At 61.3% G+C, this 26009-nt stretch carries 20 protein-coding genes; 2 read left to right on the top strand and 18 right to left on the bottom strand.

Annotated elements, in window-relative coordinates; translation table 11 throughout:
* Nucleotides 1–3: 3 nt before the first annotated feature.
* On the top strand, nt 4–2331 hold the full coding sequence (locus tag ACR9FL_RS14870; protein WP_436356148.1) for a secretin N-terminal domain-containing protein: 2328 nt from the start codon (nt 4–6) through the stop codon (nt 2329–2331).
* A 4-nt stretch (nt 2332–2335) separates the two neighbouring features.
* Here the strand turns inward: ACR9FL_RS14870 and ACR9FL_RS14875 are convergent, their stop codons facing one another.
* The 11 genes from ACR9FL_RS14875 to rfbC all read right to left on the bottom strand — a co-directional run bounded on the left by ACR9FL_RS14875 (nt 2336) and on the right by rfbC (nt 14206).
* Nucleotides 2336–2761 (bottom strand): type IV pilus modification PilV family protein, encoded by a 426-nt coding sequence (locus ACR9FL_RS14875; protein WP_436356149.1) that lies wholly within the window; start codon nt 2759–2761, stop codon nt 2336–2338.
* The gene (locus ACR9FL_RS14880; RefSeq protein WP_436356150.1) at nt 2761–3969 is read right to left on the bottom strand and encodes a type II secretion system F family protein; all 1209 of its coding nucleotides are present in this window, start codon (nt 3967–3969) and stop codon (nt 2761–2763) included. Before ACR9FL_RS14880 ends, ACR9FL_RS14875 begins: the two co-directional genes overlap by 1 nt.
* Nucleotides 3966–4877 (bottom strand): glycosyltransferase family 2 protein, encoded by a 912-nt coding sequence (locus tag ACR9FL_RS14885; protein WP_436356151.1) that lies wholly within the window; start codon nt 4875–4877, stop codon nt 3966–3968. Before ACR9FL_RS14885 ends, ACR9FL_RS14880 begins: the two co-directional genes overlap by 4 nt.
* The gene (locus ACR9FL_RS14890) at nt 4874–5554 is read right to left on the bottom strand and encodes a hypothetical protein (RefSeq protein WP_436356152.1); all 681 of its coding nucleotides are present in this window, start codon (nt 5552–5554) and stop codon (nt 4874–4876) included. Before ACR9FL_RS14890 ends, ACR9FL_RS14885 begins: the two co-directional genes overlap by 4 nt.
* On the bottom strand, nt 5551–7275 hold the full coding sequence (locus ACR9FL_RS14895; RefSeq protein ID WP_436356153.1) for a GspE/PulE family protein: 1725 nt from the start codon (nt 7273–7275) through the stop codon (nt 5551–5553). Before ACR9FL_RS14895 ends, ACR9FL_RS14890 begins: the two co-directional genes overlap by 4 nt.
* Nucleotides 7276–7437: 162 nt before the next feature.
* A complete protein-coding gene (locus tag ACR9FL_RS14900) occupies nt 7438–8832 on the bottom strand; it encodes a hypothetical protein (RefSeq protein ID WP_436356154.1) in 1395 nt (464 codons plus the stop codon).
* Nucleotides 8833–9123: 291 nt separating this feature from the next.
* Nucleotides 9124–10077 (bottom strand): hypothetical protein, encoded by a 954-nt coding sequence (locus ACR9FL_RS14905; protein ID WP_436356155.1) that lies wholly within the window; start codon nt 10075–10077, stop codon nt 9124–9126.
* Nucleotides 10078–10765: 688 nt separating this feature from the next.
* On the bottom strand, nt 10766–11638 hold the full coding sequence (gene rfbA, locus ACR9FL_RS14910) for a glucose-1-phosphate thymidylyltransferase RfbA (RefSeq protein WP_436356156.1): 873 nt from the start codon (nt 11636–11638) through the stop codon (nt 10766–10768).
* Between the two features lie 2 nt (nt 11639–11640).
* Nucleotides 11641–12546, bottom strand: coding sequence for a dTDP-4-dehydrorhamnose reductase (gene rfbD / locus ACR9FL_RS14915; protein WP_436356157.1), 906 nt, complete (start codon nt 12544–12546; stop codon nt 11641–11643).
* Nucleotides 12539–13597, bottom strand: coding sequence for a dTDP-glucose 4,6-dehydratase (gene rfbB, locus ACR9FL_RS14920; RefSeq protein WP_436356158.1), 1059 nt, complete (start codon nt 13595–13597; stop codon nt 12539–12541). The genes rfbD and rfbB overlap by 8 nt, the downstream gene beginning before the upstream one ends.
* A gap of 48 nt (nt 13598–13645) precedes the next feature.
* Nucleotides 13646–14206: a dTDP-4-dehydrorhamnose 3,5-epimerase gene (gene rfbC, locus ACR9FL_RS14925; protein WP_436358169.1), complete on the bottom strand. Its 561-nt coding sequence runs from the start codon at nt 14204–14206 to the stop codon at nt 13646–13648.
* Between the two features lie 172 nt (nt 14207–14378).
* On the opposite strand from rfbC, the gene ACR9FL_RS14930 reads away from it, so the two are divergent.
* Complete coding sequence (locus ACR9FL_RS14930; protein ID WP_436356159.1) at nt 14379–15092, top strand: phytanoyl-CoA dioxygenase family protein; 714 nt, start codon at nt 14379–14381, stop codon at nt 15090–15092.
* A gap of 15 nt (nt 15093–15107) precedes the next feature.
* On the opposite strand, the gene ACR9FL_RS14935 is transcribed toward ACR9FL_RS14930, so the two are convergent.
* The 7 genes from ACR9FL_RS14935 to ACR9FL_RS14965 form a co-directional block, all read right to left on the bottom strand.
* Nucleotides 15108–16297 (bottom strand): IS3 family transposase gene (locus ACR9FL_RS14935; RefSeq protein ID WP_134581407.1). Its coding sequence is split into 2 segments (ribosomal slippage): nt 15108–16045 and nt 16045–16297, totalling 1191 coding nucleotides; the frame shifts between segments, so codons are not numbered across the junction.
* Between the two features lie 306 nt (nt 16298–16603).
* Nucleotides 16604–17416, bottom strand: a complete 813-nt coding sequence (locus tag ACR9FL_RS14940; protein ID WP_436356160.1) for a sugar phosphate isomerase/epimerase family protein — start codon at nt 17414–17416, stop codon at nt 16604–16606.
* The gene (locus ACR9FL_RS14945) at nt 17413–18183 is read right to left on the bottom strand and encodes a pyridine nucleotide transhydrogenase (protein ID WP_436356161.1); all 771 of its coding nucleotides are present in this window, start codon (nt 18181–18183) and stop codon (nt 17413–17415) included. Before ACR9FL_RS14945 ends, ACR9FL_RS14940 begins: the two co-directional genes overlap by 4 nt.
* Entirely contained in the window at nt 18180–19280 is a 1101-nt protein-coding gene (locus tag ACR9FL_RS14950) for an FAD-dependent oxidoreductase (RefSeq protein WP_436356162.1), read from the bottom strand. Before ACR9FL_RS14950 ends, ACR9FL_RS14945 begins: the two co-directional genes overlap by 4 nt.
* Entirely contained in the window at nt 19273–21084 is a 1812-nt protein-coding gene (locus ACR9FL_RS14955) for a hypothetical protein (protein WP_436356163.1), read from the bottom strand. Before ACR9FL_RS14955 ends, ACR9FL_RS14950 begins: the two co-directional genes overlap by 8 nt.
* Nucleotides 21081–25226 (bottom strand): rhamnosyltransferase WsaF family glycosyltransferase, encoded by a 4146-nt coding sequence (locus ACR9FL_RS14960; RefSeq protein ID WP_436356164.1) that lies wholly within the window; start codon nt 25224–25226, stop codon nt 21081–21083. Before ACR9FL_RS14960 ends, ACR9FL_RS14955 begins: the two co-directional genes overlap by 4 nt.
* A 91-nt stretch (nt 25227–25317) precedes the next feature.
* A complete protein-coding gene (locus tag ACR9FL_RS14965) occupies nt 25318–25941 on the bottom strand; it encodes a phytanoyl-CoA dioxygenase family protein (RefSeq protein WP_436356165.1) in 624 nt (207 codons plus the stop codon).
* Between the last annotated feature and the right edge of the window lie 68 nt (nt 25942–26009).

A 26009-nucleotide genomic window follows, 5' to 3' on the forward strand; every position in this document is an offset into this window, starting at 1 on the left:
GGCATGACGAACCTGACCGCGGGTCCATCCGCCTTCCAGCGCCCTGCCGCTACAAAACTGCGCCGCGCAGGCCTGCGGGCCGCCGTCTGTCTTGCGCCGATGGTCATCCTGGCCAGCTGCGCCGCCTTCCCCGAAATGAACACCATGGTCTCGCGTCCCGGCACGCGGGTCGAAGAGGCGTCGCAAGACGGCCTGATCGGCGGCGGCGTGGCCGTGGATCGCGGCTCGCGCGCGCAGACCAGCAGCACCCTGGCCATTCCCGGGCCGCCCCCGCCGGCAAGTCCGACCCGCCTGCCGGCCACACCCGAGCAGATCGCAGCCCTGGTCTCGGACGAGATGGTGGACGCCAACCTGTCGCCCCAGGCGATCCCGCAGTTCGCCGCCACCGTTTTTGGCGGCGTGCTGAAGGTGCCCTTCACCCTGGCTCCCGACGTGGCCACCCGCAGCGAAGTCATCGCCGGCGGCAGCGGCGGACCGATCACCAAGCGCGCCCTGTTCAGCCTGACCCAGCAGGCGCTGAAGCAGTACGGCGTAGATGTTTATATCGACGGCAGCTTCGTGACCGTTGGGGCCAGCCCGCAAGGCGGAACCGGTGTCGAAATCAACCGCAGTCGCACTCCTTCGTCCACAGCAGGTCGCGTCGTCCAATTCTATACCGTGCAGACGATCGAGGTAAACGTTCTCCAAACCCTCCTACGAGACCTTTATCCAAATTTGTCCGGCGCACGGATAACGCCCGATCAGTTGAATAACAGCCTCATCATCTCGGGCTCGGGTCGCGAAGTTGCTCAGGTGGTGCGCGCCCTGCGCGAAATTGACCAACCACGGTTCGCTGGCGCAGATGTTCTTCGAATCGAGCCGTCATTCTGGGCTACTGACGCGCTGGTCGGCGCATTGGAACAGGTATTGACGACCGAAGGATACGTGATCTCGCGCCAGGCCATGGCGGGAAAAGCCTTGGTCATGCTCTCCTTCCCGACAGCCAACCAGATTCTGATCTTCGGGCGTGATCCCGAAATTCTGGGCCGCGCCCGCTACTGGGCCGAGACCTTGGACCAGCCTGCTGCGCTCGGTGACAAGGCATCGACTTTCGTCTATCAGGTTAAGAACACCGACGCGGCGTCACTTGGCCAACTGGCCATGGGCCAAGCCCCGACGACGGCGCAAGCTCGCCCCCCGGTCGGCGTGCCGGGCACGCCCCCCGCCGCTGCCAACGGCGGCGGTCGGGATCCTCAACAAGGCGGCTCAGGCCAACAGGGCGTTGGCGGAGGCGGCCAGTTCTTGAACGGCCGTGTACTGACCGACCCCATCGGCAACCGCATCATCTTCACCGGTACAGCCAGCGAGTTCGCGCAACTCCGCTCCCTGCTGACGACTTTGGACACCCCCGCGCCCCAAGTGGTGATCGAAGTCATGATCGCTGAGGTCACCCTGAGCGACAACACCAGCGTGGGAGTCCAGCTTTTCGGCACCGACGTTCGCGGTGACGGCACCCTTACAGGTGGCACGGAGGGCATCGAAATCGGCGCCGGCGGCCTGCTCATGGCCTTCACGGGTCCGGATTTCCGCGCGCGGTTGAACGCTCAAGCCGGGAATAACCGCGTCAACATCCTACAGCGGCCGCAGTTGGTCGCCCGTAGCGGGGGCAGCGCCCGGTTCCAGGTTGGCACAGACGTGCCGATCATCACCTCCCAGCGCGCCACCAACACACAAGTCGGCGGCGACAGCGACATCCTCCAGAGCGTACAGTACCGCCAGACAGGTGTGATCCTGGACCTGCAGCCCGTCGTCTATGGCGACCGGGTGGACATCACCATCAGTCAGGAAATCTCGGAAGTCGGTGAATCCAGCAATCCCGCCATCGCCAGTCCGCCGATCCTAAACCGCAGCCTGACCACTCAAATAGCCATCGCCGACGGCTGGACCGGGGTTCTGGGCGGCCTGATCAGCAACAACTACAGCAAGGTCAATACGGGCGTACCCTTCCTGAAGGACATTCCGGTCGTCGGATCGGCCTTCCAGAACAATTCGGTAAAGGGCGCGCGCACCGAACTGCTGATCCTGATCACCCCGCACGTGCTGCGGGGCGACGAGGACATGGCCGATTATGCTGACCGCTACGCCGCGGACATGAACGCCGCCTTCCGCACCGGCCGCGGCTGGTCCTATACGTTGACGCCCTTCAACGTCGGCTTTGGCGTGCGGGGCCTAGGTTTCGACCTGCCATCGCCGAACCGGCCGTCGGATCGGCGCGCGGCTGAGGCGACAGTTGCAGCACCGGCTGCAGCTCCGGCCGCGATGCCCGCGCCGGCCGAACCAAGCGCCGACTAGGGCCTCAGTCCTCGTATTGAAACCGTCGCCAGCCCAGGCGGTCGAACACCAGAGGCGCGGGGGGCCGTCCCTGCGCCCGTTCGACGCCGACAGTGACGCGATAGAGCTGCACCTCGAAGGCGCCGTCGCCGGCTGGGAAGCCCGCATTGACGCGGCGCTCGCTCCTGGGCTCGGCCGACCAGACGACCGTATCCCCGCCGGGCAGTTCAATCCGCCCTTGAGGCTGCGCCATCGGATTGACGTTCCGCGTCAGGGCCAGTGCGTTTTCCTGCGCCGCCACCTGTTCGATGGCCAGGGCCGCTCGCTGCTGGCTGCGGGTCATCTGGATCTGCAGTTCGAAGATGGCCATCAGCGTCATCGAGGCGATGGCCAGGGCCACCAGGGCCTCGATCAGGCTGAAGCCGTCGCGCCTCCGCGGGGCCCCCCGCATCAGACCACGCCTTCGTAAACGCTCGACAGGGCCAGGACCAGCGACAGGGCCACGAAGCCGACGACGATGGAGATGATGCCGATAGCCATGGGCTCCAGCAAAGCCGTCATCCGCTTCATCCGGTCGCGCAGCCGCGCCTCGTAGTTGTCGGCCATGAAACCGAACATGACGCCGATGGCGCCGGATTTCTGACCGGCGCGCAGCAGGCTGAGGTCCATGGCCTCAAGCTTGGTGTGCGAGCCTAGCGAGGCGTCCAGCGTCATGCCGGCGCGCAAGTCGCTGTCCAGAAGGTCCAGCCCCTGACGGAAGGGGCCGATCGGCACCGCCGCCCGAGCCAGCGCCGCCGCCGACAGCAAAGGCACGCCGTTGTTCAGGGCAAAGGCCGTCAGCCGCGCCCAGGACGCCACTTCGCGCGCCTGGATCACAGCGCCCACGACCGGAAGACCGTGGGCGATGGTATAGGCCCGCTCGCGAAACGCCTTGTTGGTCACGATGAAGAATATGGCCCCGACCAGTAGCAGCGCGCCGATGCCGAGCACGCCCAGATGGGCGTTGGCGAACTCGCCGGTCTCCAGCACCCAGCGCGACATGGCGGGAATGTTCTCGCGGTCGTCGCCGATCATGGTGGCGAAGCGCGGCACAACCTGGGTGAAGATGAAGCCGATGGCGGCCACGCCCGCGAAGCCGAGGAAGCCCGGATAGGTCATGGCGTTGGCGAAGTCGCGTTGCAGCCGGTCCTCATAGGCCATCTGCTCTGCGGCCTCTTTCAGCACGTCGGCGATGCGGCCCGAGGCCTCGCCCACCCGGGCCATGGCATAGACATAGTCGGGAAAGCCGGGGACGTGCTCTTCCAGGGCATCGCCCAGAGAATCGCCGCGCCGCAGGGCGCCGATGGCGGCCTGGAACTGGCGCTTGCCCTTACGGGCCTGCATGCCCTGCGCGACCGTATCCAGAGCTTCCAGCAGGGAGACCCCAGCTTCCAGCATCAGCGCCATCTGACGCAGGACCAACACCCTTTCGCCGGTGCGCAGGCCGCGCTCGCGCCCCTCGGCCTTGGCGGCGGTGGCGGGCTTGATGCGCACCACGGTCAGACCGTCGGCGGCCAGCCGACGCAGGGCCATGGCCTCATCTACGGCCCCAACTAGACCTTTGATCACCCGCCCGTCGCGTCCCGCGGCCTCGTATTGGAACATCGGCTGGCCGTTCATTCGGACGTCGGCGGAAAGAATAGGGCTCGCGCTGCGGGATGGGTCAGGCGGCCATAAAAATGGGGAACCGGATTGGACGGGATATAGGTTCTGCCAACCACCTCAGCATACTCCTGGGCATAAACATCGCCCAGCGACCGACCTTCACCGGCGTTCCGGCGAATGCCCCCAGCTTGGGTCGTAGCGCCATAGTGCAGCTGATGGAAGGTCCCCTCGCCCACCACCATGATGAAAGCATCACCTGCCGCCTTTGTAGCCCGCTCAAAGAAGTCGAAACTGGCCAGCCCCCCCCCTAGGCCAACGAAGCGTTCATCATAGCCACCGATATCCAAATAGGCGGCCTTCCGCATGACGAAGAAGGTCGTTTCTGGCGGGGCGGCCAAGACGCCGTGACGGTAGCTCTCGCCCAGAGCGCAGATTTCAAAGAGCCGATGTCCATTTTGCGGCCATCCAATATCGGCTAGGAGCTGATCCTCGACCTCGCGCGTATAGCCCTCAACCACCGACACTTGCTGGACCTTGGGACCTAGGTGGAATCCGAGTGTCGCGACAAAGGCTTCGGGGGCAAGGCGAGCCGCCTCAAGCGCCGCCTTGGCCAGACCGGGCGATGCCATGCGGGCACCGTCGATCACGACGCCGATCATATCGGCGCGGGCCGCCTGAACTCCCTTGTTGATAGCCCGGCAGGGTGACACGCCGCCGTCCTCGACCCGCAGCACCGTGATGTCGGCATCCGACTGGAAGTCCTGGCGGCGCACCGGTTCTGCCGAATTGTTGTCCACCACGATGACTTCAATGTCGCGCGGCGCCATCCCTTGTTGATAGGGAGCCGTCAACGACGTAACCGTGCGTGGCAGTTCGCGCGCCATGTCGAAGCCCACGACGACGATGGAAAGACGCGGCGTCATCGGGCCACTTCCTGCAGATCCGACCACAAGCGGGCAGCCCCCTCGGGGATGTCGCCCACAGCCCTCTGATGGTTCAGGGCGGTTTCGCGGAATGGCATGGGGCGATCAGCGTCAAGACCCAGCTCATCCGCCGCCCGGCGCACGCGCGCTTCGTAGTCCGGCGTGTCATAGTCGATGACGGCGAACGCTAGATGTTCACGCCAGCGCAAGATCGCGCGATTATAGCTGGACCATACGTCCAGCGAGCGCGCCACCTCGTAGCCGTTGCGCGCGGCAAGGGACCCGGCCACGGCCAAGGGGTGACGGATCGAGGCGATCAGTTGAAGCTCGGGCAGGACCTCGAACCAGCCGTCCAGCAGAATCGTGGCGCGAGGATCCTTGAAGCCCCAAGGCTGGGGCAAGGCGTTATAGTCGGCCAGGACGGCTTTAAGGGCCGCGCGTTCGTCCGGAGTCCAGACAACGGGCTCCAAGGGTGGATTGTCCCAAGCCGCCCCAACGCGCGCCAGCACGGCGTCATGCACTGGCCAGAAGCGCGGGTTCTCGCGATTGCCCTTCTTGTTGTGCGGCGCCGCCGTGATGACCTCGCCCATATTGAGGCCCAGGTCTTCCAGGCAGCCCGCAAGGCAGGATGTCCCGGAGCGGTGCATGCCGATGACGGCGATAGGCGGCGACGTCATTCCCCGGCTCCGGCGATACGGTAGACTTCGGTCAGGCCCGTCTGGCCGCGTCGGGCCTTCAGGAAGCCGTCGTCGGCGAAGCTAAGGAAGCCCTCGCTTCGGGCCGCGACGGTCAGTTGGTCCTCGTCGGCCGAGGCGCGCATGCCGGCGATGACAGCCGGCGACATGGGGGCCAGTTCATAGACCCCAACCCGGCCGCGGAAGCCGCTGCCGCCGCACTTGCCGCAGCCGACGGGCTCGCGCCAGTCGGCGGGTTCTCGCTTGGCGAGGGCTCTCAGGTGGGCGGGAATGGCCATCTCGTGGATCTTGGCTTCGGCGGCAGTCGAGGGGCGGGCGCAGTCGCCGCACAGGCGACGGATCAGGCGCTGCCCCGCCACGCCGCGCATGACATCGGCAAGCAGGTAGTCCTCGATGCCCAGGTCCAGCAGACGCGGAATGGCGGCCAAGGCCGTGTTGGTGTGCACCGTCGAGATGACCATATGGCCGGTCAGTGCGGCCTGGACGGCGATACGGGCCGTCTCGGGGTCGCGGATTTCGCCGATCATGATCACATCGGGGTCCTGACGCAGGATGGAGCGCAGACCGGCTGCGAAGGTCAAGCCGATCTCGGAGCGCACCCGCACCTGGATGACGCCGGGCAAGTCAAGTTCCACCGGGTCCTCGACGGTGATGATCTTGCGCTCGCCGTCATTCAGGTGGCTCAGCAAACGATAAATGGTGGTGGTCTTGCCCGAGCCGGTCGGCCCTGTGATCAGGAAGACGCCGTTCGGGTGCTCGGCCAGACGCAGGAAGCCGGCTTCCTGTTCGGGGCTGACGCCCAGTTCGGACAGCTGTGGCAGTCGGCTTGTCTTGCCCAGCAGGCGCAGGACGATGGATTCGCCCCACGAGCACGGCAGGGTCGAGACGCGCAGGTCCACCTCTTGGCCCGAGACGCGGATCGACTGGCGACCGTCCTGCGGCAGGCGGCGCTCGCCGATGTCCATGCCGCTGAGCAGCTTGATGCGCGAGCAGACGGCGTCGAAGTTGGAACGCGGGGCGCTGCGGGCCGTGGTCAGCACACCGTCGATTCGCATCCGTACCAGAAAACGGTCCTCATAGGGTTCGACATGGACGTCGGAGGCCCGCCGCGTCAGGGCCTCGGCAAAGACGGCGTTGACGAAGTCGATGGTCGGCGCTTCCTGCGCCAGTTCGCGCAGGCGGGCCGCATCGGCGCCAGCCCCGCTGGAGCCCATGTCGAGCGCCGGAGCGTGGTCGCGGCTGAGGTCCTCGGTCAGGGCCTCGATCAAAGAGCGCTCGGCCAGCAGGAAGACGACCGGTTCCGCCGTCGCCTGTCCGATGCGCTCGGCTAGGGCCGGGTCCAGCGGCTGCACGGCGGCGCAACAAATGCGCGACGCGCCCTCTTCTCCGACGCGCCAAGCCACGGCCTCCCGTTCGGCCCACCAACCAAGGGGCGAGCGAATCTCCTCGAGGAAGGCAGAGACGCGGTCGGGCGCGGGGCTGTCCTCGGGCGGGAGGACCGGCAGGTTAAGTTGTTTGGACAGGACGTCGAGAAGCTGGGCCTCTGACAGGGCGCCTAGGCGGACAAGGTTCAGGCCAATCAGGCCCCCGTTCTGACCCTGGAGTGACAGCGCATTTGCGATGTCGGTGGGTCGCACCAAGCCGCGCTGGACAAGAAGCTCGCCGAGGCGAAGCCGGGCAAGCGCCGTGGTCGCCTGTCTCATTTCCCCACTGTCTCCAAAATCAGGTCGGCCCCGGCATAACCTTAACAGGACACATCGGCACCACGTTATCGCCTTGCCCCCACTCGAGAGTAGCCAGACTTCAAGCACAAAAAGGGGAGGCCGAAGCCTCCCCTTTCCGTTGGTTAACGAGACTGCGAGAGATTAGTCAATCAGGATAACAGGGGTCTCTTCAACGCGACCGTCCGCGTAGACGATACGGTTGTTGACCGTGATGTCATCGGCGTTGGCTTCGACCGTGACAACGATGTTACCTCGGCCAAATTCACCCAGAGCGGTGGTCAGCGCGCTGCTGGTGATTTGCAGGTCCGAACCGGCAGCCACCGAACCGATTTCGACCGGCACACCGCGACCGACGACGGTCGAGGTGCCAGCCGGGCGGTTGGCCGAAGTCACGTATTCAGCGTAGACAGCAGCAGCTTCTCCACCCTTATTGGCAACGCGGATGGTCGACTTGGTCAGGTTGTTGTTGGCCAGGGTCGCCGAGGCAACCCACGGCACTTCAGCCGTCACGCCGTCACGACGGATCGAGGCCAGCGGCTTTGCCCCGCTTTGGAAGGTCGGATAGTCGACGAAGTTGACGCGAACGTTGACGGTATAGTCGGAATTAGCCTTGGCCACGGAGCCGGACAGCGTGGCGGTGACGTTGGCCGTGTAGATGTCATTGGCAGGCGACAAACCAGCCGTCAGAATCGGACCAGCGGGCGCCAAGGTGATGCCGGTGGAGCCGCCGTTAACGCCGGTGTAGGTGAAAGCGATGCTGCTGACGTCGCCTTCATCAACTTCCGTCGTGGTCAGGTTGTAAAGACCAGGCGACTGCAGCGAAGGCAGATAGACGTCGTTCAGATTAACGTCGATGTTGCCCAGGGTGGCAACGGTCGAGGTGGTGCCAACCGGGCTCTTCGAGGTATCGAACTGCGAGAAGATGTTGGTGTCCGACAAGGCGAGGATTGCCTTTTCCCCGGCCGTAACGTCGACCGAAACCAGGTCGTCGTACTTGACCAAGGTGGCTGCCTTGGCGGCGCCGAAGTTAGCCGAGCCGCCTTCGATCGGGGTGCCGAACTCAGTCTTAGTTTCCACCGCGATGGTCGGAACGGCGCCAGCGGTGAACTCGATGAGCTTATCGTTAAAATCAATGGAGTGAACCAAGTCGCTCGCCGTGCCCGAGGCAAGGAAGGTCACGAAGTTATCGCCGACAGCACCGCCGTCCGAGATCGTGCGCTGTTGACCGACGATCGGGACGCCCGCGCCATCCAACAGATCGATATCACTGATGGTGAAAGCTTCACCGAACACGGCATTGGTCAGCTTCACAGTGACCAGGATGTTGTTACCCGACGGAATCGGGCTGTCGTATTCGACGCCGAGCGTGACATCGCCGCGCAGGGTGCCGGTGGCGACATTGGCGATCGCATACGGAGCAGTCTCGGTGACACCAACGGTGGCAAGCGTGACGTTCGACAAGTCAGCCGAGACAGCTGTGCCGGCGAAAGCAAGGGCGGCAGCCGAGGCTGCTACGAGCAGAAAGTTCTTATTCATTTAGTTTGGTTCCCCAAAATTTCGGTGTGGACGAGCCATAGAGTTAACGCCCTTTGGCCACAGTTCACGACCTAACGATCGAAGCTGAGCCCACGGCACTGCCCTTGTATCTTGGAGCTCTGACAGGCGTCAACTCGAAAACGGCACCACGGCCTATGCGCTACTCCCGAGTTAAAAACTTGCAAAAAAACGACTAAAAAGAATCATTAAATCGCCGTTCGTGGACCTCTCGCTAATCTAACATCGGACAGCTAGTCGTAGTCGATAAAGCGCTCCTACCATCAGAGAACATCAACTTGTTGCCGCCATTTGGACGCAATCAGCTTGGAGCGAGTGGTTGCGAACGAATTCTTCGTCGTGATATTTTCGGACCGCCCGCCCCGCCCAAACATCGATCAGACTACCGATGTCCAGAGCGATACCCCCTCGGGCCTTGATCTGGGCGGCCAAGGGCTTGGCCAGAAGCCCCGCTGCAATCAAATAGACCTGTCCATCTCGCGCCGGGTCGATCTGATCACTGAGGTTTTGATAGAGGTCGGGGAACCAGCGTTCGCCCTCGCCTGAAGTGGAGTTCTGATTCGGTATCAAATAGGTCGTGACTGCCTCGATTCCGTGCCGCGTTTTAAGGCGATCCCCGAGATCATAGGGCCCAATCACGCAGACAGATTCCACCCCCTCTAAGATATCGTCGATGTGCAGGGCTAAGAACCGATGGATATGATTGGTCACGATGGCCGCTGGACGAATGGCCCGAGACACCAGCAAATCGTGCACCGCCACATACGATTCTCGCGACCCGGAATAACCTCTCAGATCCGGGTTTTCGTGCAGGTCGCGATCAATCATTTTGAGACGACCGAGGCGGAAGAGATCTGAGACCCCGAGGATATCGGCTGATGCCATGCCCACGATCAGGCCATCGCGGATCTTGCCGACCTCATCGACGCTAAATTCCGACGTTCCAAAGGTCATCTGCAGGATAGTGTCCTGGGCCACAGCCTTTAGCTCGGCATAGGCAGGATCGGTGTAACCCAAGAAATTGCCGGTGCCGTCCCCGACGCGTATCATCGAAAAGGGGCGGCGCGTCTTGATCGCGGCCTTGATCCGGCGCGCGACCTCCGGCCCCGTGTCCCAACTGATATCAGACCAATCGGCACACGCCAGAATGCCATTCAGAGCTTCTTCCAACACCTCGGCTGGGTAACGGCGCGAGTGATCCAAATATTGCTCAAGAACAGTGGACATTGAATTCTCCATGAGACGTGAAAATTGCCCTCAGCCTAAGCTTGGCAACAAGATTGCTTTCCCATGCCATGACTAGGGCAGCAAATTAGACCTCCGTTAACGAGCCCATCCGCCAGGCAACCTATTCAGCACAGGTGATCTTGATCCCTTGGCGCTGCTCCAGAGGGCGGACGAAGGTGCGGCGTCCAGCACGCTGTCAGGATTGCGGTGTCGAGCCATACGTAGCCCGGCCCATGCGCCGGACCGACAACTGACCGCGATCCGGATAGGCCTGATTGACAGTCACTCCATCAGGCCGACTCCACATGATGCTGTTGTGCGGCATCACCTGCCCGAAGTTCGGCGCATAGCGCGTGCTAACCACCATGTCCCACTATTGGAGCATGGCCGTCCATGCGCATGACCACAGCGGCGTCGTCAATGCGACAATGGGCATAGGTAAAGAGGCCGCCCCCCCCATATGCAGCAGCCCCAATAATCGTGCGATGTAGCGGCGCCATGCAGGAATGGCAATGCAGTCAGAAATCTCGGGGTGCTCGAGCAACTTTGCGAACAACATGGTCCGTACCGCGCCCCCAGTCAGAACAGGATAGTCTTGAAATTTGAGCTTGCACGCTTCTAACTGCTGCGCAATGAGGTCAGCATCATCCCATGCAAACAAGGGAAAAATGGATATTCAACCCCAAGTTCATCGCTTGTTTAAAACGGTGTCTCGCAGGTAGGAGCCGTAGGCGCTCTTGCCGAGATCACTCGCCAAACGCTCCAGTTGGGCGTCATCGATGAAGCGGCGCTCATAGGCGACCTCTTCCGGGCAGGCGATCTTGAAACCCTGACGCTTTTCCAGCGTCCGCACGAACTCGGCGGCTTCAAGCAGGCTGTCCGGGGTGCCGGTGTCCAACCAGGCGAAGCCCCGCCCCATGATCTCGACCGACAGTTGGCCGCGCTCGAGATAGGCACGGTTGACGTCGGTGATCTCCAACTCGCCACGCGCCGAAGGCTTGAGGTTGGCCGCGATGTCGACCACGTCGCCGTCGTAGAAGTAGAGGCCGGTCACCGCCCAGGACGAACGCGGCTCAGCCGGTTTTTCCTCGATGGACAGAGCACGCATGCTCTTGTCGAACTCGACCACGCCGTACCGCTCGGGGTCGTTTACATGATAGGCGAACACGGTCGCTCCGTCGGGACGAGCCATGGCGCTGGCGAACAGATCGTTTAACCCGTGGCCGTAATAGATATTGTCGCCGAGGATCAGGGCCGACGGCTCGCCGCCGACGAAGTCCGCGCCGATGATATAGGCCTGAGCCAGACCGTCCGGGCTAGGCTGAACAGCATACTGGATGTCCATGCCCCATTTCGATCCGTCGCCCAACAAGGCCTGGAACGAGGGGACATCTCGCGGCGTCGAGATGATGAGCACTTCCCGGATCCCCGCAAGCATGAGCGTGGACAGAGGGTAGTAGATCATCGGCTTGTCATAGACCGGCATCAGTTGCTTGGATGTGACCAGCGTCATCGGATGCAGACGGGTGCCGGAGCCCCCAGCGAGAATGATGCCCTTCATGTTCAGGCCTCCCCTACGGACAGTTGGTCCACGATTTCGGAAACAGCCGCTTGCCACGGCCGGGGAATGATCCCGTACTCACGCTGGATCTTCCGTGTCGACAGGCGGGAATTGGCAGGACGGCGCGCCGGCGTCGGGTAGTCAGCCGTCGTAATGCCCTCAACCTCGGCGAAGGGACCGCCATGCGCCTGACTGGCGACCAACACCGCGCGCGCCAGTCCGGCCCAGGTCGTGGCGCCGGCGTTGACGAAGTGGAAGACGCCGCGCGGCGCAGCCTCGTCATGGATCATACGCAGGGTGATGGTCTTCAGCGCCTCGGCAATGTCCCGCGCGGAAGTCGGACAGCCGTGCTGGTCATCGACCACGCGCAGTTGGGGTCGATCGGCCGCCAGGCGCAGCATCGTCTTGACGAAGTTGGCGCGATGCCGGCTGACCACCCAGGCCGTCCTCATCACCACGGATCGCGGATTGCCGCTAAGCACCGCAAGCTCGCCACCCAGCTTTGAGGCGCCATAAACGCCAAGGGGCGCCACCGCCGCGTCCTCGGCGTATTCGCCGTCGCCTCTGCCGTCGAAGACGTAGTCGGTCGAGACCTGGATCAGCGGAACGCCCGCCGCACGCGTGGCGTCAGCCAGCAGAGCCGGCCCCATGGCGTTCGCGGCGAAGGCGGCGGCGACCTCCGCCTCGGCCTTGTCGACCGCCGTATAGGCGCCAGAGTTGATCACGGCGGCATAGGTCCGCGACGCGAACAGTCGCGCAACCGCCGCCGGGTCCCCGAGATCCAGCTCCGCCCGGTCAGGCGCATGAAGCGTGACATGGGCCGGCCAGTCGACGGCCTGAAGCTCCAGCCCCACCTGCCCTGCCCCACCGGTGATCAGGATGGTGATCGGCTGCGCAGCCTCAGCCATGAGCGGCGCCCAGGCGTTGCGTGGCGTAGCGGCTGTCCAGGATGTCCTGCCACCAGACCTGGTTGTCGAGATACCAGCGCACCGTCAGATCGATGCCCTCTTCAAAGGTCTTCGACGGCTCCCACCCCAGTTCCGTGCTGATCTTCGAAGCGTCGATGGCGTAGCGTTGATCGTGACCCGGACGGTCGGCGACATAGGTGATCTGCTCGGCGTAGCCCTGGCCATCCGTGCGGGGGCGCACAGCATCCAGCACACCGCAGATGGCGCGCACGACCTCGATGTTCTTGCGCTCGGCGTTGCCGCCGACATTGTAGGTCTCCCCCGGCGCGCCCCGTTCGAACACGGCCTGAAGCGCCCGCGCATGGTCATCCACGAACAGCCAGTCACGAACGTTGGTGCCGTCGCCGTACACCGGCAGCTGCTCGCCGTTCAACGCCCGGATGATGATTAGCGGGATCAGCTTTTCCGGGAAGTGGTAAGGGCCGTAGTTGTTCGAGCAATTGGTCACCAGAACCGGCAAGCCATAGGTATGGCCCCAAGCGCGCACCAGATGGTCCGACGCCGCCTTGGACGCCGAATAGGGCGAACGGGGGTCATAGGCCGTCGTTTCGGTAAACAGGCCTTCGTCGCCCAGAGAGCCGAACACCTCATCGGTAGAAATGTGGTGGAAGCGGAAGCAGGCCTGATCCGCCTCATTCAGCCCACGATAGTAGCCCAGCGCCTGCTGGAGCATGACGAAGGTGCCGACCACATTGGTCTGGACGAACTCCCCCGGCCCGTCGATCGAGCGATCAACGTGGCTCTCTGCGGCCAGATGCGCGACCACCTGCGGTTTGAAGTCGTTCAGCGCACGGGCGACGCTCTCCGCGTCGATAATGTCAGCCTGAACGAAGCGATAGCGAGGGCTTGAGGCCACCGGCTCAAGCGAACTGAGCACGCCCGCATAGGTCAGCTTGTCATAGACAAGCACCTCGTGATCGGTGTGTTCGATCAGTCGCCGGACCAGGGCCGAGCCGATGAAACCGGCCCCGCCGGTTACCAGAATACGCAAAGTAGCTTCTCCCCAGCCGGCACCGTAGCGCCGCGCCGCCCAGTTTATCTAATCTTCCAACGCGCCCAAAGGCTCGCCATCATAGTCGAACGGGCTGTCAAATTCCGCCAGCGTCGGCAGCAACTTGTCCTTGTCGGACAGAACCGCCCCGGTAGCCGGCAGCGGCCAATCGATCCCGACAGCCGCATCGCTCCACAGAATTCCCCCGTCGCAATCAGGCGCGTAGACGTCCGTCACCTTATAGGCGACCTCAGTGTCAGGTTCGAGAGTGACAAAGGCATGAGCGAAGCCCACCGGCACATATAGCTGCGAGTCATTATCCGCCGACAATAGGGCCGATACCCACTTACCGTAAGTAGGCGAACCCCGCCGCACATCGACTGCATAGTCCATGATCGAGCCGCGAGTGCAACGAACGAGCTTCGCCTGCGCGTGCGGCGGGCGCTGAAAATGAAGCCCGCGGATAGTCCCAGCAAAAGCGGAAAAGGACTGGTTATCCTGAACAAAGCGGTCGTCGATTCCCAATTTCGCCAGCGCCTGCTCGGAATAGGTTTCCGAAAACCAGCCACGATCATCACCAAATCGACGCGTCTTCACCAATGTGACCATGCTACTCATGCAGGTGCCATCCTTCGCTTTATCTTCCCGTTGATTAAAGCCAAGCGATTCAACAAACAACCCGCTACCGGCCAGAGCAGTCTGGGAGATTGACCTGCCGACGAGGCGACGAATAGATAGATAGAATAACTCCGTTGGCCTAACCAGCAATTTGGAAATCACAATGACCCACGCGCCAATGGAGGCCGAGACAGACAGAGCTCAGGCCAACATCGCACCACTCAAACTTGGGTCCGTGGAAATTCCAGGATTTACGGGAACGGCTCTGAACGATCCACAGGAGGCGCTTGCCCACCTCCACGAAAACGGCTTCGTGGTAATCGATTCGCATTTGGGCGATCTTTGCGATGAGGCTGTTCAAGAATTTCGCGAAATCGAGGCTCGCCACCCGGAAATTCTGAAACGCGAAGCCGATGGTCGATATCCGCGCCTAATAAACTTCCACTTGGCTAGCCCCAAGATGTTGAAGCTCTTCACCCAAAACCTGCTCGCTCTAGCGGTACAAGACGCCTTCTTCGGGCAGCCGTCGTCGCTATACACAACCCTCTTCTACGAAAAAGGCTCTACCCAGGATCTACACCGGGACACTCCCTACTTCACGACCCGTCCCGAGCATCAATACCTCGGAGTGTGGACTCCGCTCGAAGACGTCGACGCCGAAAACGGCCCGCTGATGGTCATGCAATACGGCCACAAGCTGCCCGAGGAAAACCGTGAGGAAATCGCCCACAAGCTGTTCGGTGACGGCCCTATACCTCACACCTCGGATGAGCTTTGGATCGCTTACCAGGACACAGTCAGCCGCCGAGGAGAGAACGAAGGCCTATTCAAGCAATATGTCCCCATAAAGAAAGGCCAGACTATCATCTGGCACTGACGTGACCCCCGTTTCTCATCCAGCCATAACAAGAGTCCGAGGTTGATCTGGGTAGAGATTGGTTGGGTTGGCAATAGGGCGGCCTGCGCAGCCGTCAACCAGCGCAGCAGGCCGCCCGGCGTTTCCAGCAAGGGCTTGCGCGTAGGCCTGCGGCGTCAGCCAGCCGAGCTTCGAGTGCGGTCGCCGTTCGTTGTAGTCACGCCGCCAGGCCTCGAGCACCGCGCGCGCGTGCGGCAGGGATCGAAACAGCGTCTCGTTCAGCAGCTCGTCACGCAGGCGCCCGTTGAAGCTCTCATTGAAGCCGTTCTGCTGGGGCTTGCCCGGCGCGATGTAATGCCAGCCGACGCCGGTGTCGTCGGCCCACGCCAGGACGGCGTTCGAGGTGTATTCCGTGCCGTTGTCGCTGACGATGGTGTCGGGTCGGCCCCGCTGCCGGATGACGGCGTCCAACTCTCGCACCACCCGAGCGCCCGACAGCGAGGTGTCGGCCACCAACGCCAGGCACTCGCGGGTGCAGTTGTCGATCACCGTCAGGATGCGGAAGCGCCGCCCGTCCGTCATCTGGTCAGAGACGAAGTCCAGCGACCAGCGCTGGTTGGCCACCAGCGGCAGGTCCAGCGGTCTCCGCGTGCCCATTGCTCGCTTCCGCCCGCCGCGCCGGCGCACCGTCAGCCGTTCCTCACGATAGATCCGCTGAACCCGCTTCTTGTTGACCGCATGGCCCTCGCGCCGCAGCAGGACGTGCAGGCGGCGGTAGCCGAACCGGCGACGCTCCTGGGCGAGGGCCCTCAGCCGGTCGCGCAGGGCGCCGTCGTCCGGGCGCGTCGCCTGATAGCGCACGCTCGTCCGATCGACGCCCAGAACACGGCACGCCCGCCTTTCGCTCATCTCGTAGGCGGCTTGCAGATGACCAGCCGCCTCGCGCCAGCCGGCGGGCGTCACCACTTTTTTCCCAGCAGGTCCTTCAGGGCCACGTTGTCCAGCATCGCGTCCGCCAACATTCGCTTGAGCCGGGCGTTCTCGTCTTCAAGCGTCTTCAGCCGCCGAGCCTCCGACACGTCGAGCCCGCCGAACTTGGCCTTCCATTTGTAAAAGGTCGCCGAGCTGACCCCGTGACGCCTACACACCTCCGCCGTCGTCACTCCGGCTTCCTGCTCCCGCAGGATCCCGATGATCTGCTCTTCCGTGAACCTTGATCGCTTCATTCTGTCCGTCCTTCGTTAGGGCGGACTCTAGCTATTCCTGGAGGAGTTTCAGGGGGTCACGTCAGCGTCCATCGCCTCAACATCAGCCCGAAATGCTTCGACGGAGGAATAGGAAGCAGATAAAATCATGTGGCGCGCTCGAACGACTAGTATTTAGGCGCGAAAAACGCCGATAAATTTGGCCAGCTATCGCCAGCCAAAGAGGAAGAACAAGGCGAGACCACTTTCAATACGAAACGCTCGCAACACTTCAGCTACGGCAAGGTTGTGCATTTCCGGCCTCATTGACACTTTTCCCAGCTCTTCTCATTCAGTCTTATACGCGTTCAAAGCAAAGGCAACGGCCCGCTCGGCCGCCGCTATGGCGTCAGGCGCCTGTTCCAACATTTCAATGGCTACCCAGCGGTCATAACCTACGGCTTTTAGGGAGGCCGCCGCGTCCGTGTGATTGGCTACAGGCTGGTCAAATCCTCGGAGGTCCGGCTCCGCGGCCTGAAAATGTGCCAAGCGCCCTGATCCGGCGTTAATCGCTTCCGAGATGCTGTCACCGTTGAGAAGAACGCAGCCCGTGTCGAGGTGCAAACGGACGGCGGGATGGTCCACCGCCTCCACCATTTCCAAGACCTCCGCATAGCTCTGCAAAAAGTCGCCGCTGTAGTGCGCTGGTATCGGTTCCATAGCCAAGACAAGACCAGACCCCTCCACCGCCTCTGCAAGCAAACGGAGGCGCGCCTTCCCTATTTCAAAGGCCTCTTCGGTGCCAAGCTCCCCTCTGTGCCTATGTCGAGGCGCACCGAACACAGCGACGGTCACGCTCAGAGCATCTGCGTACTCCCCCAAGCGCGCGACATGGTCCCTCATCTGCAAGAAGCCCGGCTCTTCACCGAGAAGTTGTAGTTCCGGGCGACCGAAAAAAATTGCCTGTAGCGAACTGGCCTCCAGACCATGGGCATTCAGACGGCGCCGTTCTTCAGCACCCGCGCGGCTCGACAACTGTTCCCAGGGCTGCACGCGGCTGGGAGCGATCTCAATTCCACTGGCCCCTGCTCGCGCGAGCCGCTCATAGGCAATGTCTGCCTCGCTGACAGGGAACGCGAGATTTGAAATGGCGATCTTCATGCGCGCCGCCCCACCGTCGCGACAAATCTCTTCATGGCGGAGAGACTTTCCTCAGCGGTCTTAAGATAAGTCCCCGTGCGTCCAAACGAGCCAACGTGAACCGTTCTCATGTCATAATGCGCCGCGGTTTCCGGGTCGCAAGTTACCTTGAGATCCGGGAAAAGATGGGTCTGGATTTGGCTTGTGGACAGTGGCTCCACTGACAGGTTGACAAGGCCCAACTTCGCCTTCTCCGCGACTGCCAAGTGATCCGGCAACCAGGCGAGGTCATACCATTGGAAACTTGAGGCGCCGTTGATCCTGTCAACCTGATGCCCGTTCAGCATGTCGAACAGGATGTTCTTCCTAAGCCCGGGACCAAATAGGGCGGGCAGGCGCACGATCAGGACATTGGCGAATCGGCTTCGCGTCCAATCTTCGAATTCCAGCCTGTGGCGGCCGTAAGCTTGGCCCGCGCTTCGATCCACCGGCGTCGCTTCATCAACTCCGTAAGGGGACGGATAAACGTCAACCGTGGAAATAAGCACGAGAGACCGGGTCTCCACCTCATCCAGCGCCCTCTTGAGCCGCTCAATGCCGGCCAGATCCCCCGCCGGATCTGCGTTGGCCCGCCACTTAACAGCGTTGACACCGGCGCACACGAGCCGGTCGAATGATCTTCCGCAGATGCTCTCAATGGTTTTCGAATTATAGACCGCATCGTAAGGCTCCGCGGCGGCCAATGTCCCGCCGACAAAACCAGTGTGCCCGATCAAAGCCTGGGTCATTGTTGTTCTACCTGTCGTGAAACCCTGCGTATGTCATCTCTCAGAGAAGAGGGCACATGCAGAGCCATTCCGCCTCGCTCAGCCTCAATCAAGGCCAAGATCCGTTCGACGGCAAAGAAAATTGTGTCGATCTTTCCGGACAGGACTGAGAAGACGTTACCCGTCTGGAAGACGTGGCAACTCCGGTCGTCAAAGGCGCCATGAGGCTTGGTCTTGATGGCCAGCTGGGGCCCCGCGAAACGAAACAGGTCTCTAAATCCTGGAACATAGCGCGAGATCTGACGCTCCATGGCCATGCGACGCTGTTCAACCAGAGCGCTGGTGACTTCGTCCCGGGCCGCTCGCGCCTCGCCAGCGGTGTCGCACCGGCCAAGCGGCGTGAAAGGAACGCTCGAGAGCGTGTAAAGCGTGTCGATCTCCGTGGGGTAAATCGAACAAAGAGGGCCGTCCACAAGGGTGACAGCAGGGAAATCAGGCGGTCCCTCATAATAAAGTAGAAGGGTGGGCTCATAGAAGACTTGCGCCGGCACGCCTTCAAAATGCCCCCAACTCGCGTCGATAGCGAAGTCAAAGCGCTCGCCGTCAATTTCTACGCCTTCCGAAGCGTTCACAACGGTGCGAACTGGCTCGCCCATTCGCAAACAGTCTCCGAGTGAAGACTCAAAATATGATCGGGCCCGCGTGAGATTCAGCACGCGTTCGCTTGTCCGCATTGCGCCCGCAATATTAGTGAGGTCGAGATCAGATGCCGCCACTTCATCGAAATGAAGACCGGTCGACGTCATTACGAGCCGGTAGGTGTCGTAATCGACCAGAGAGTCGCCCACCGGAACGGCATAGATGTTGTTTGCTACAGGCGCGCTTAGGCCGGGGTATCGCTCTATAAAGCGAGAGCATCCGTCACGCGACTGCACTCGCGTGGCGCTGTGCCGGGCGTAGTGAAAGCCCTGATGCAGACGAAACTGATTATTGCCGGAGGCTTCATGGAACAGGCGATCGTGCTGTTCAAACAGCTTAACCTCAAAGCCCAGCGCGCGAAGCGAAGACGCGATATGGCAACCATACCAGCCGCCCCCGATGATACCAAACTTAAGCATCAAGTTTCTCTGAAGCGCCTTGGTAGGACAGTATGTCTTTCAATGCATCCACCACATCCTCGATATCGACATCAAAGTTCATGGCTCCTTCGGCGGGCTGATCTGATGGATGAGGCATAATAAGCGAAGAAACGTCGGTAATATCTTTAACGCGGTTAGGATCTATTACGATCACTCGCGAGGGTTTTGCCATGATATTCGGGTCAAAATAGATATCAAAGTCGGAACGATACTGGATATTCCAGCTGTTACTAAGGATAACGCCCGGACAATTACCTAGCCAACGATACTTGGCCAAGCCTGCCCCCCAAGGCGCGACGAAAGCCGTCGCAAGCGCGCTCCAGAAAACGCTGCGCTCCATGACCGAACCTACCAGATCAATCAGGGTTAACCCAATTTTATCGCAATGCGATTTGATCGCTGTAACGATTTCACGTTCGTATTCATAAGGGTCACGAGTGCAGGCGATCGCGCTCTTGTAGACTTCACTTGAACCTGGTCGCTTTGCATTATGCCCGTCAATCGCCAGAACGGCATCGGGCCAATGATCGTGAATACGTTCAGCAAAAGCTATGATAAATTTTGGAATGTCACCGAGCGTACGGTTTTCCACCCGCAGCCCGATAATGACGATGGGAGCGCCCGCCGCCTTAAGCGCAGAGGCTAAAGATCTGTCTTCCGCTACCAGTTCAGACGCACATGCGCGCGCGACGATACGTGCGCGGACGCCTTCACCGACGTACTCATCCGTCAGGCGCAACGCACACAAGCTCTGGCTGTAGACTCGAGATATCCAGTCTTCGCCATAATATGCCACGCTCCCCCGCCATTCGGGAAAGAGCGCGTCTGTCGGCCCATAGATTTCGCCCTCAGCTCCACCCAGAATTAGGGCCAAAGGAGGTCGACGCGCGCCCCTCGAAGCCTGAAGTAAAATATCTATTCCACCGATCTCGTTATAGAGCTGGTGACCCAAATGGGGCGGATTTCTAAAGATTGCCGCCAACCGATTTGAAGACCGACGGAAATAATTCGTGAGCGCGGCTTCATATTGAAGAAGGTGAAGGTAAATCTCCTTATCCAAGGATCTAAAGTAGTGTGGGGCCGCCCAAGAATCGTTCTCGCCCTCACCTACATAGACAGTTCCGGTTGATGCATCATACAACGCCAGAAACGACGCCTTGTGGCCCGCTCGACATAGATAAAGGCCAGGCTCCCCCGCCAACGGACATATGGTACGAAAATCATCGAGGCAAATGCCGTGATCGATAATCACGCGCTCACCAGTTCTGGGACTCACAACACTCAGCTGGACATCACCCGAAGGCCCAACCTTGAGCTCGGACCGATTGGAGGCGAGTGTATCTACAAGAAATGGGAGATTGCGGGCCATAGCCGCCGGCTCCCATAGTAGGCCGCTTGCAGCATCGCCGAGCCACTCCTCGATTAGTCCTCTTTTTACAGATTCTTCGTGAATGCTGGATGGTCGAGTACTGCCGCCATTCACAATCGCGCTGAGCTTTTCCATTGCCCAGATCGAAATCGTCCGGTTCACAATTTTGCGCTCGACCTCACCCAGATCTTGAACGCGACCGGCCAGATAGATTTGATCCTCCCCCGTAAACCAAACCGCCTCCTGCCCCTGAGGCCCCTCCCAGGAAAGAATCGATACTCCTTCAAATATCAACGGGTAGAGGTATTGAGGGACCCATCCCTCCAGAGCCTTCTCTCGCGAAAGAAGCGGACGCCACTCAAGGTCAAAGTAACCAAAATCGCCCTCCCTAAGCTCAACACGAAAGGCGCTCAAAGAACCGTTCCCTTCATCAGGCTACCCTCAGTCAAATCCAAGAACTGATCCAACCACGGATCCGGGAACGCTCCCGCAGGCGTAACGGGCCAATCCAGATCACAGGCCTCCACCTCGCCGGCATTCACTTGGCGGAAAGCCGCAACCAGAGCTTCCGCGATTGCTTCGACGTCGGGTTCAGCGACATGGATAAGGCTCGAGACGTCGGCAAAGGCGTCCCTCCCCTTCGACATACAGGCGTTGGTGACTGTCAGCATGCCCGCGGCGGCCATCTCAAGCGGCACCAGACTGGGGTGCGGCGTGTACATCAGGGCCAGGCCCACGTCGGAAGACGCCAGCATCTGGCGGTAGCCATAGCTGTCCAGCTTGCTCATCATGCGCAGCGACCTGTCGCCATCCAGTTTGATCGTGCTGTTTTCGCTAGCCCCCACCCCGACCAGGTCCCAGCCGTCAAGTTCGCTGCCAAGTCGTTGAACGGCCAGACGCAGGGCCGAAAGACCGAATTCAAACATGTTGCGGGCGGCATGAGCTTGCGGACGTGCGTAGAAGAGCAGACGGCGGCGGCGCTCATCTATCGGGGTACGGACCATCCCCTTGAGACCCGTGATCGGATTTCTGAACGGCAGGGAACGTGCGCCCTCGACCGCAGCCGGCCCGAAGACCCCCGCGCCGATGCTTGAGAAGTAGTCTTCCAGGATCTCGGTAGAGAACAGGGCGTCGTGGGGGAAGCCGTAGGTCGCCTCGGCCGCACGGTACCAGGTGCCGAGCGGGAAGGTGAAGGGCTCATACTCCTGGATGAAATAGGTGAACCGTTCTCGCCGCAGGCGTTTGCGCAAGTTGTCGACGATATAGGCCGACCACCAGGTCGTGGCGAGCAGCACGTCACGCGGCCCGATATCCAGAGGCTCGTGCCGCGCGCCCATGGCGACGATCTCGCTTTGCGACAGACCGAGCTCAAGTTCAGGAAACGCGCCGATGATCCGGGCGACCTGGTCATGATCGACCTGAGCCTGATCGACCAGGACCAGTCGCGTCCGAACGCCCCGCTCGGCCAGCCGGGTGATCAGCGAAATCTTGCTGTGGTAGCCGCCAAAGAACGTGCCGAGCTGCAGCTCGGGCAGGAACATATTGATCCGCAGTTCCCCGTCTTCCGGAGAGGTCCAGGGCGCCAGCGCGATCGGCGCGATCTTGCTCTCGAAGAAGTTGCTGTTGGGATCATTCAGGCGCGCAGAATGGCGCCGGCCGCAATCGGCGGCGGCGTCGCGCGCTGACCTGAAGCTGTCCGGCGTAGCGATGCCGGTATCGACCAGGGCTCTTGCCAGCAGGATCGAGGCGAAGAGATCATCAATATTGAGCAGGCCTTCTGCTCCGCCCGAACGGCGCGCCAGTCGTCCCCAGGCTCGCTTAAGGAAGACCGGATCATAGGCCTCGCCCCGGATCGCGGCGGCAATCGTGGCCCCGAGGCGTCGCACCTCCTGATCGGCCCACTTGGAGGCCCGTTCCAGCGCCTCGTTCAGCAGAACAAAGCGCTGCAGAAGCGGAATGGTCTCAGCCAGAGCCACCTCGACATAGGCAAGATCACGAGCGTCAGCGACGCCCCGTCTCAGAGCTTTCCGCAGCCTGCGGGCGATGAAGCCCCATCGCGCTTCATTTCCGCTTCTGGAGCCTGCGAAGCCAAGAACATTCCCGCCGTGCTGCACATAGTCATAGAGAGATTCTGGGACATACTCGACCTTGCCAACAGCTGCGGCCCAGACCGCCAGCCATTGATCATGATACACTCCCATATAGCGCGGGAAGGGCGTCATCCCTTCGGCCAGCTTGGCCGGGAAGGCGGCTGCAGCGCCAGTGATGGTGTTGGCCACTCCAAGGCTAAGGGCGTCATGGAAATGGACCTTGCGGCCAGTCCAGAAGGTCGGGGAGATGACGTCGCCCTGCGCGGTGACGATTCGCATATCGGAGAAGGCGCACGAGACCCCGGGCTGAAGCCGTTCGCCAAGCTTTGCGACCTTGTCAGCCTGCCAGACATCGTCCTGGTCCGCGAAAAGCAGGACTTCAGCCGATGGCGAGCGCATATAGAGGCTGCGTTCGAAGTTTGAAATGAAGCCGCCGTTCTGGGTGTTGATGTCGATATCCACACGCGGATGTCCGCCATATTGCCCCAGGCTCTGCGCGCCCTTCGCCGGAGAGGCGTCGTCGGAGATCAGCAGATGGACAGAGGGATCAGCAAGAATGCTGTCAACCTGGGCCCGGAAAGGCTCGGCCGGCGGATTGTAGCTCGCCATGACGACCTGAACCCGGGCGGCGCTTTCCGACACACGGGGGCGCGCCATAACAGCCACGTGAAGCGTCTCGTGGGCCACCAGGGTGAAATCGTCGCCTGGCTGGCCGAAGATAAATTCAAGGTCGACGCGATGGGCGCCGGGCTCAAGCCCGTCGGCGGAAAATTCAAACCAGGTCATGAAGCCGGCCTTGAGGTCGTCAGCCTGACCGCCGAGGGTGACGGCGACATCGACGTCTTCAAGCCTTAGGTAGCGGAACAACTCGCAATCGCCTCGGACGGTATCACCGTTGGCCCGGACTTCACGCAGCGGAAGATGGACAAAACTGGCCAGACCGCTGACGTACATGCGCGCCACATCGCCGACGTGGATTTGTTGTTCTCGACCCACTTCAACGTTTACCGCCGGACGCCCCATCTGGCGCAGGGCTTCGGCGAGAGCCCTCTTCACGTCGGCGGTCTTGGGCGCGTCGCTGATCAATACCGAAACCAGGTTCAGCTCCACGCCCGCGGCCGGCGCAAGAGCCTGAGCCAGAACAGCCCGGGGCGTCGTATCCAATCGGGCAAGCCCACCGCGGACCACGACGTCCGAGCTATCCGGAAGCCGTTTGTGGAAATAACGAATTACAGGCCGCGTTCGGGCTACGCCGAAATCACGGGCTTCGAGCCGGCCCTGTTGCCAGAAATGTCGGAAGGGCGTGGTGGTTTTTGCAGCGGCCACGTCCGCGTTCGCTTTGGCGTAGGCCCTGGGATCAAAAAAGGCATTGGGATGGAGGCCTGCGGCCTCCCCCTCAAGCACATAATGAGAAAAGGCGTTGGGATAGTCCCCCGCTCTTACCGCCTTCAACGCCTCAGGATAGCTTCGAAGATACCAGAGCTGGTCGAAGGCGGGATTAGGCTGGCGGCCCTCTCGCCACCCCTGATTCACATAATGACCCCAGCCAGAGCCATATGGCCGGCTCGTTTCACGCGAAACCTGGCTGGAATAGAAATGGCCGTCAAAATGAGACGCGCTGGAACGTCCCTCGATCGCTTCCCGGCTGAGAAGATGCTGGAGGAAACAGCTCAGACGACCCGCGCGAATTTCTGCGAACAGGTCAGCGTGCACCTCGGCGTACTGACGGGTGTTGAGGAAGGGATTGGGGCTGTAGCCGAACCGCTCTCCCTGCTGCACATAGTGCCGAAGGTTGTCGAAATATCCGATGCAACCGGTTTGATAACGCTCAGCGTACCAGCACGCGTCAAACAGTGGATTCGACTTGAAATCAGAGTTGGCGGCGAAACGAACAAGATCGCTGGCGTCAGTCTCGCGAGACAAGCCCCACTGCGCGAGCCAGTTCAAGTCGATCAGCGACGAATTGTCCGCCAGGAGATCCTCAACGAACGACAGCGTCTCCTGTCCAATCGCAACGTTCGGCAGGAATACAGCGGCCGACCAGGGATAAGATCTTGCTGCGTAAACCCGGGCGAGAAACTCCATATCTGAAAACAGGCCCTGCAGTAGATCGCCCCTGCTCATGCCCGGGCTAGTCTTAAGCCGCGAGCGGGTCTCTTCAGTGAGGGGCAAGCGCTTCAGCGCCCAGGCGAGGTCTTCAGCCGGCACGTCGTGTTCCAACGCGCCCCGATCAGCAGCTATGGCGGAACTGATCGTCCAATGCTCGAAGGCAGGGGAGGCAAGATAGAACTGAACGATCTGCTCAACGCTGCTGTCTTGCGGCGGGATCGGCGTCGCACCAGCCCCGCCATCGACGATAAAGACGCTGCGTGCACGGTCTAGGTCTTGCTGACGCGCGCGCGCGCCACGGCTCTTGAAACTCAACAAGCTGGCGGCCGAGGTAAAGGCGAGTGCCGTCTTCTTCATGATTAGACCGTACCGGTAAAATGTTTCGTGACGACACTGCGCACCCATGCGCGCTCTTCAGATCGGATGACCAGGACCAATTTTGGGGACATTATGCTGATCCGAAAATATCCGCTGTCGGCGGGTGTTGGGTCAGCCCGGCTTTCGTCATGCATCTTGCTTCCAGACCCAGCCATGGATCGACGCCGCCTGACATAGACCCATGGAAAAGAGCTGGATGGCGAACCCAGATATCTCCCGCGGCGCAGGTCAAACCAACCGCCTTTTGCCCATCATCCGCCAGCCAGGTTGCAAGCCTGACCATTTCATCTGATGTGCGGTCTTTAGACCCGCTGCTCGCGCTGGCGAAACGATGGCTTCCCGGAAAAAAGAGCGGCGCCGTTTCGCCGGCTATATCTGTGAGCGCCACAAGCATGGAGATGGCCTGATTGCCCGCACCAGGCGCACGCCACGTATCACAATGAAAAGGTCTGGATGCGGGACCGTCACGGGCGACATCAAGCGTGACGACATCTTCCCCAACAAGATCCCTCACCACCGACTGGAGCACCTCGTCCAGAAGTGATCTGAAGCGCCGTCGGGCCTCGGCACTGACGAGACCGGCTTCCGTCAAGTCGCGCAGCCCATTAATATCGGCCGATGAAAAAGCCGCCTTCACGATGAGATAGCCGCGCTCAACCCAGAAGCGAAGCTGCATATCCGTTAATGTGCTCATTGTCGGCCCCTACGCCCCCGTATCCATCGCAAAGGGCGCCCCATGATCTCATGCTGGTCGCCAAGCCA

Origin of the sequence: Brevundimonas sp. CEF1, from assembly GCF_051353055.1 — a bacterium.
Lineage (GTDB): Bacteria > Pseudomonadota > Alphaproteobacteria > Caulobacterales > Caulobacteraceae > Brevundimonas.

Excerpts from the sequence above, each read along its gene's own strand:
- rfbD (WP_436356157.1), bottom strand. The coding sequence starts at position 12,546 with ATGGCTGAGGCTGCGCAGCCGATCACCATCCTGATCACCGGTGGGGCA.
- ACR9FL_RS14940 (WP_436356160.1), bottom strand. The coding sequence starts at position 17,416 with ATGAAGATCGCCATTTCAAATCTCGCGTTCCCTGTCAGCGAGGCAGAC.
- ACR9FL_RS14870 (WP_436356148.1), top strand. The coding sequence starts at position 4 with ATGACGAACCTGACCGCGGGTCCATCCGCCTTCCAGCGCCCTGCCGCT.
- ACR9FL_RS14950 (WP_436356162.1), bottom strand. The coding sequence starts at position 19,280 with ATGCTTAAGTTTGGTATCATCGGGGGCGGCTGGTATGGTTGCCATATC.
- rfbC (WP_436358169.1), bottom strand. The coding sequence starts at position 14,206 with ATGGTCACATTGGTGAAGACGCGTCGATTTGGTGATGATCGTGGCTGG.
- ACR9FL_RS14930 (WP_436356159.1), top strand. The coding sequence starts at position 14,379 with ATGACCCACGCGCCAATGGAGGCCGAGACAGACAGAGCTCAGGCCAAC.
- ACR9FL_RS14965 (WP_436356165.1), bottom strand. The coding sequence starts at position 25,941 with ATGAGCACATTAACGGATATGCAGCTTCGCTTCTGGGTTGAGCGCGGC.
- ACR9FL_RS14890 (WP_436356152.1), bottom strand. The coding sequence starts at position 5,554 with ATGACGTCGCCGCCTATCGCCGTCATCGGCATGCACCGCTCCGGGACA.
- ACR9FL_RS14945 (WP_436356161.1), bottom strand. The coding sequence starts at position 18,183 with ATGACCCAGGCTTTGATCGGGCACACTGGTTTTGTCGGCGGGACATTG.
- ACR9FL_RS14960 (WP_436356164.1), bottom strand. The coding sequence starts at position 25,226 with ATGAAGAAGACGGCACTCGCCTTTACCTCGGCCGCCAGCTTGTTGAGT.
- ACR9FL_RS14875 (WP_436356149.1), bottom strand. The coding sequence starts at position 2,761 with ATGCGGGGGGCCCCGCGGAGGCGCGACGGCTTCAGCCTGATCGAGGCC.
- ACR9FL_RS14905 (WP_436356155.1), bottom strand. The coding sequence starts at position 10,077 with ATGTCCACTGTTCTTGAGCAATATTTGGATCACTCGCGCCGTTACCCA.
- rfbA (WP_436356156.1), bottom strand. The coding sequence starts at position 11,638 with ATGAAGGGCATCATTCTCGCTGGGGGCTCCGGCACCCGTCTGCATCCG.
- ACR9FL_RS14900 (WP_436356154.1), bottom strand. The coding sequence starts at position 8,832 with ATGAATAAGAACTTTCTGCTCGTAGCAGCCTCGGCTGCCGCCCTTGCT.
- ACR9FL_RS14885 (WP_436356151.1), bottom strand. The coding sequence starts at position 4,877 with ATGACGCCGCGTCTTTCCATCGTCGTCGTGGGCTTCGACATGGCGCGC.
- ACR9FL_RS14880 (WP_436356150.1), bottom strand. The coding sequence starts at position 3,969 with ATGAACGGCCAGCCGATGTTCCAATACGAGGCCGCGGGACGCGACGGG.
- ACR9FL_RS14895 (WP_436356153.1), bottom strand. The coding sequence starts at position 7,275 with ATGAGACAGGCGACCACGGCGCTTGCCCGGCTTCGCCTCGGCGAGCTT.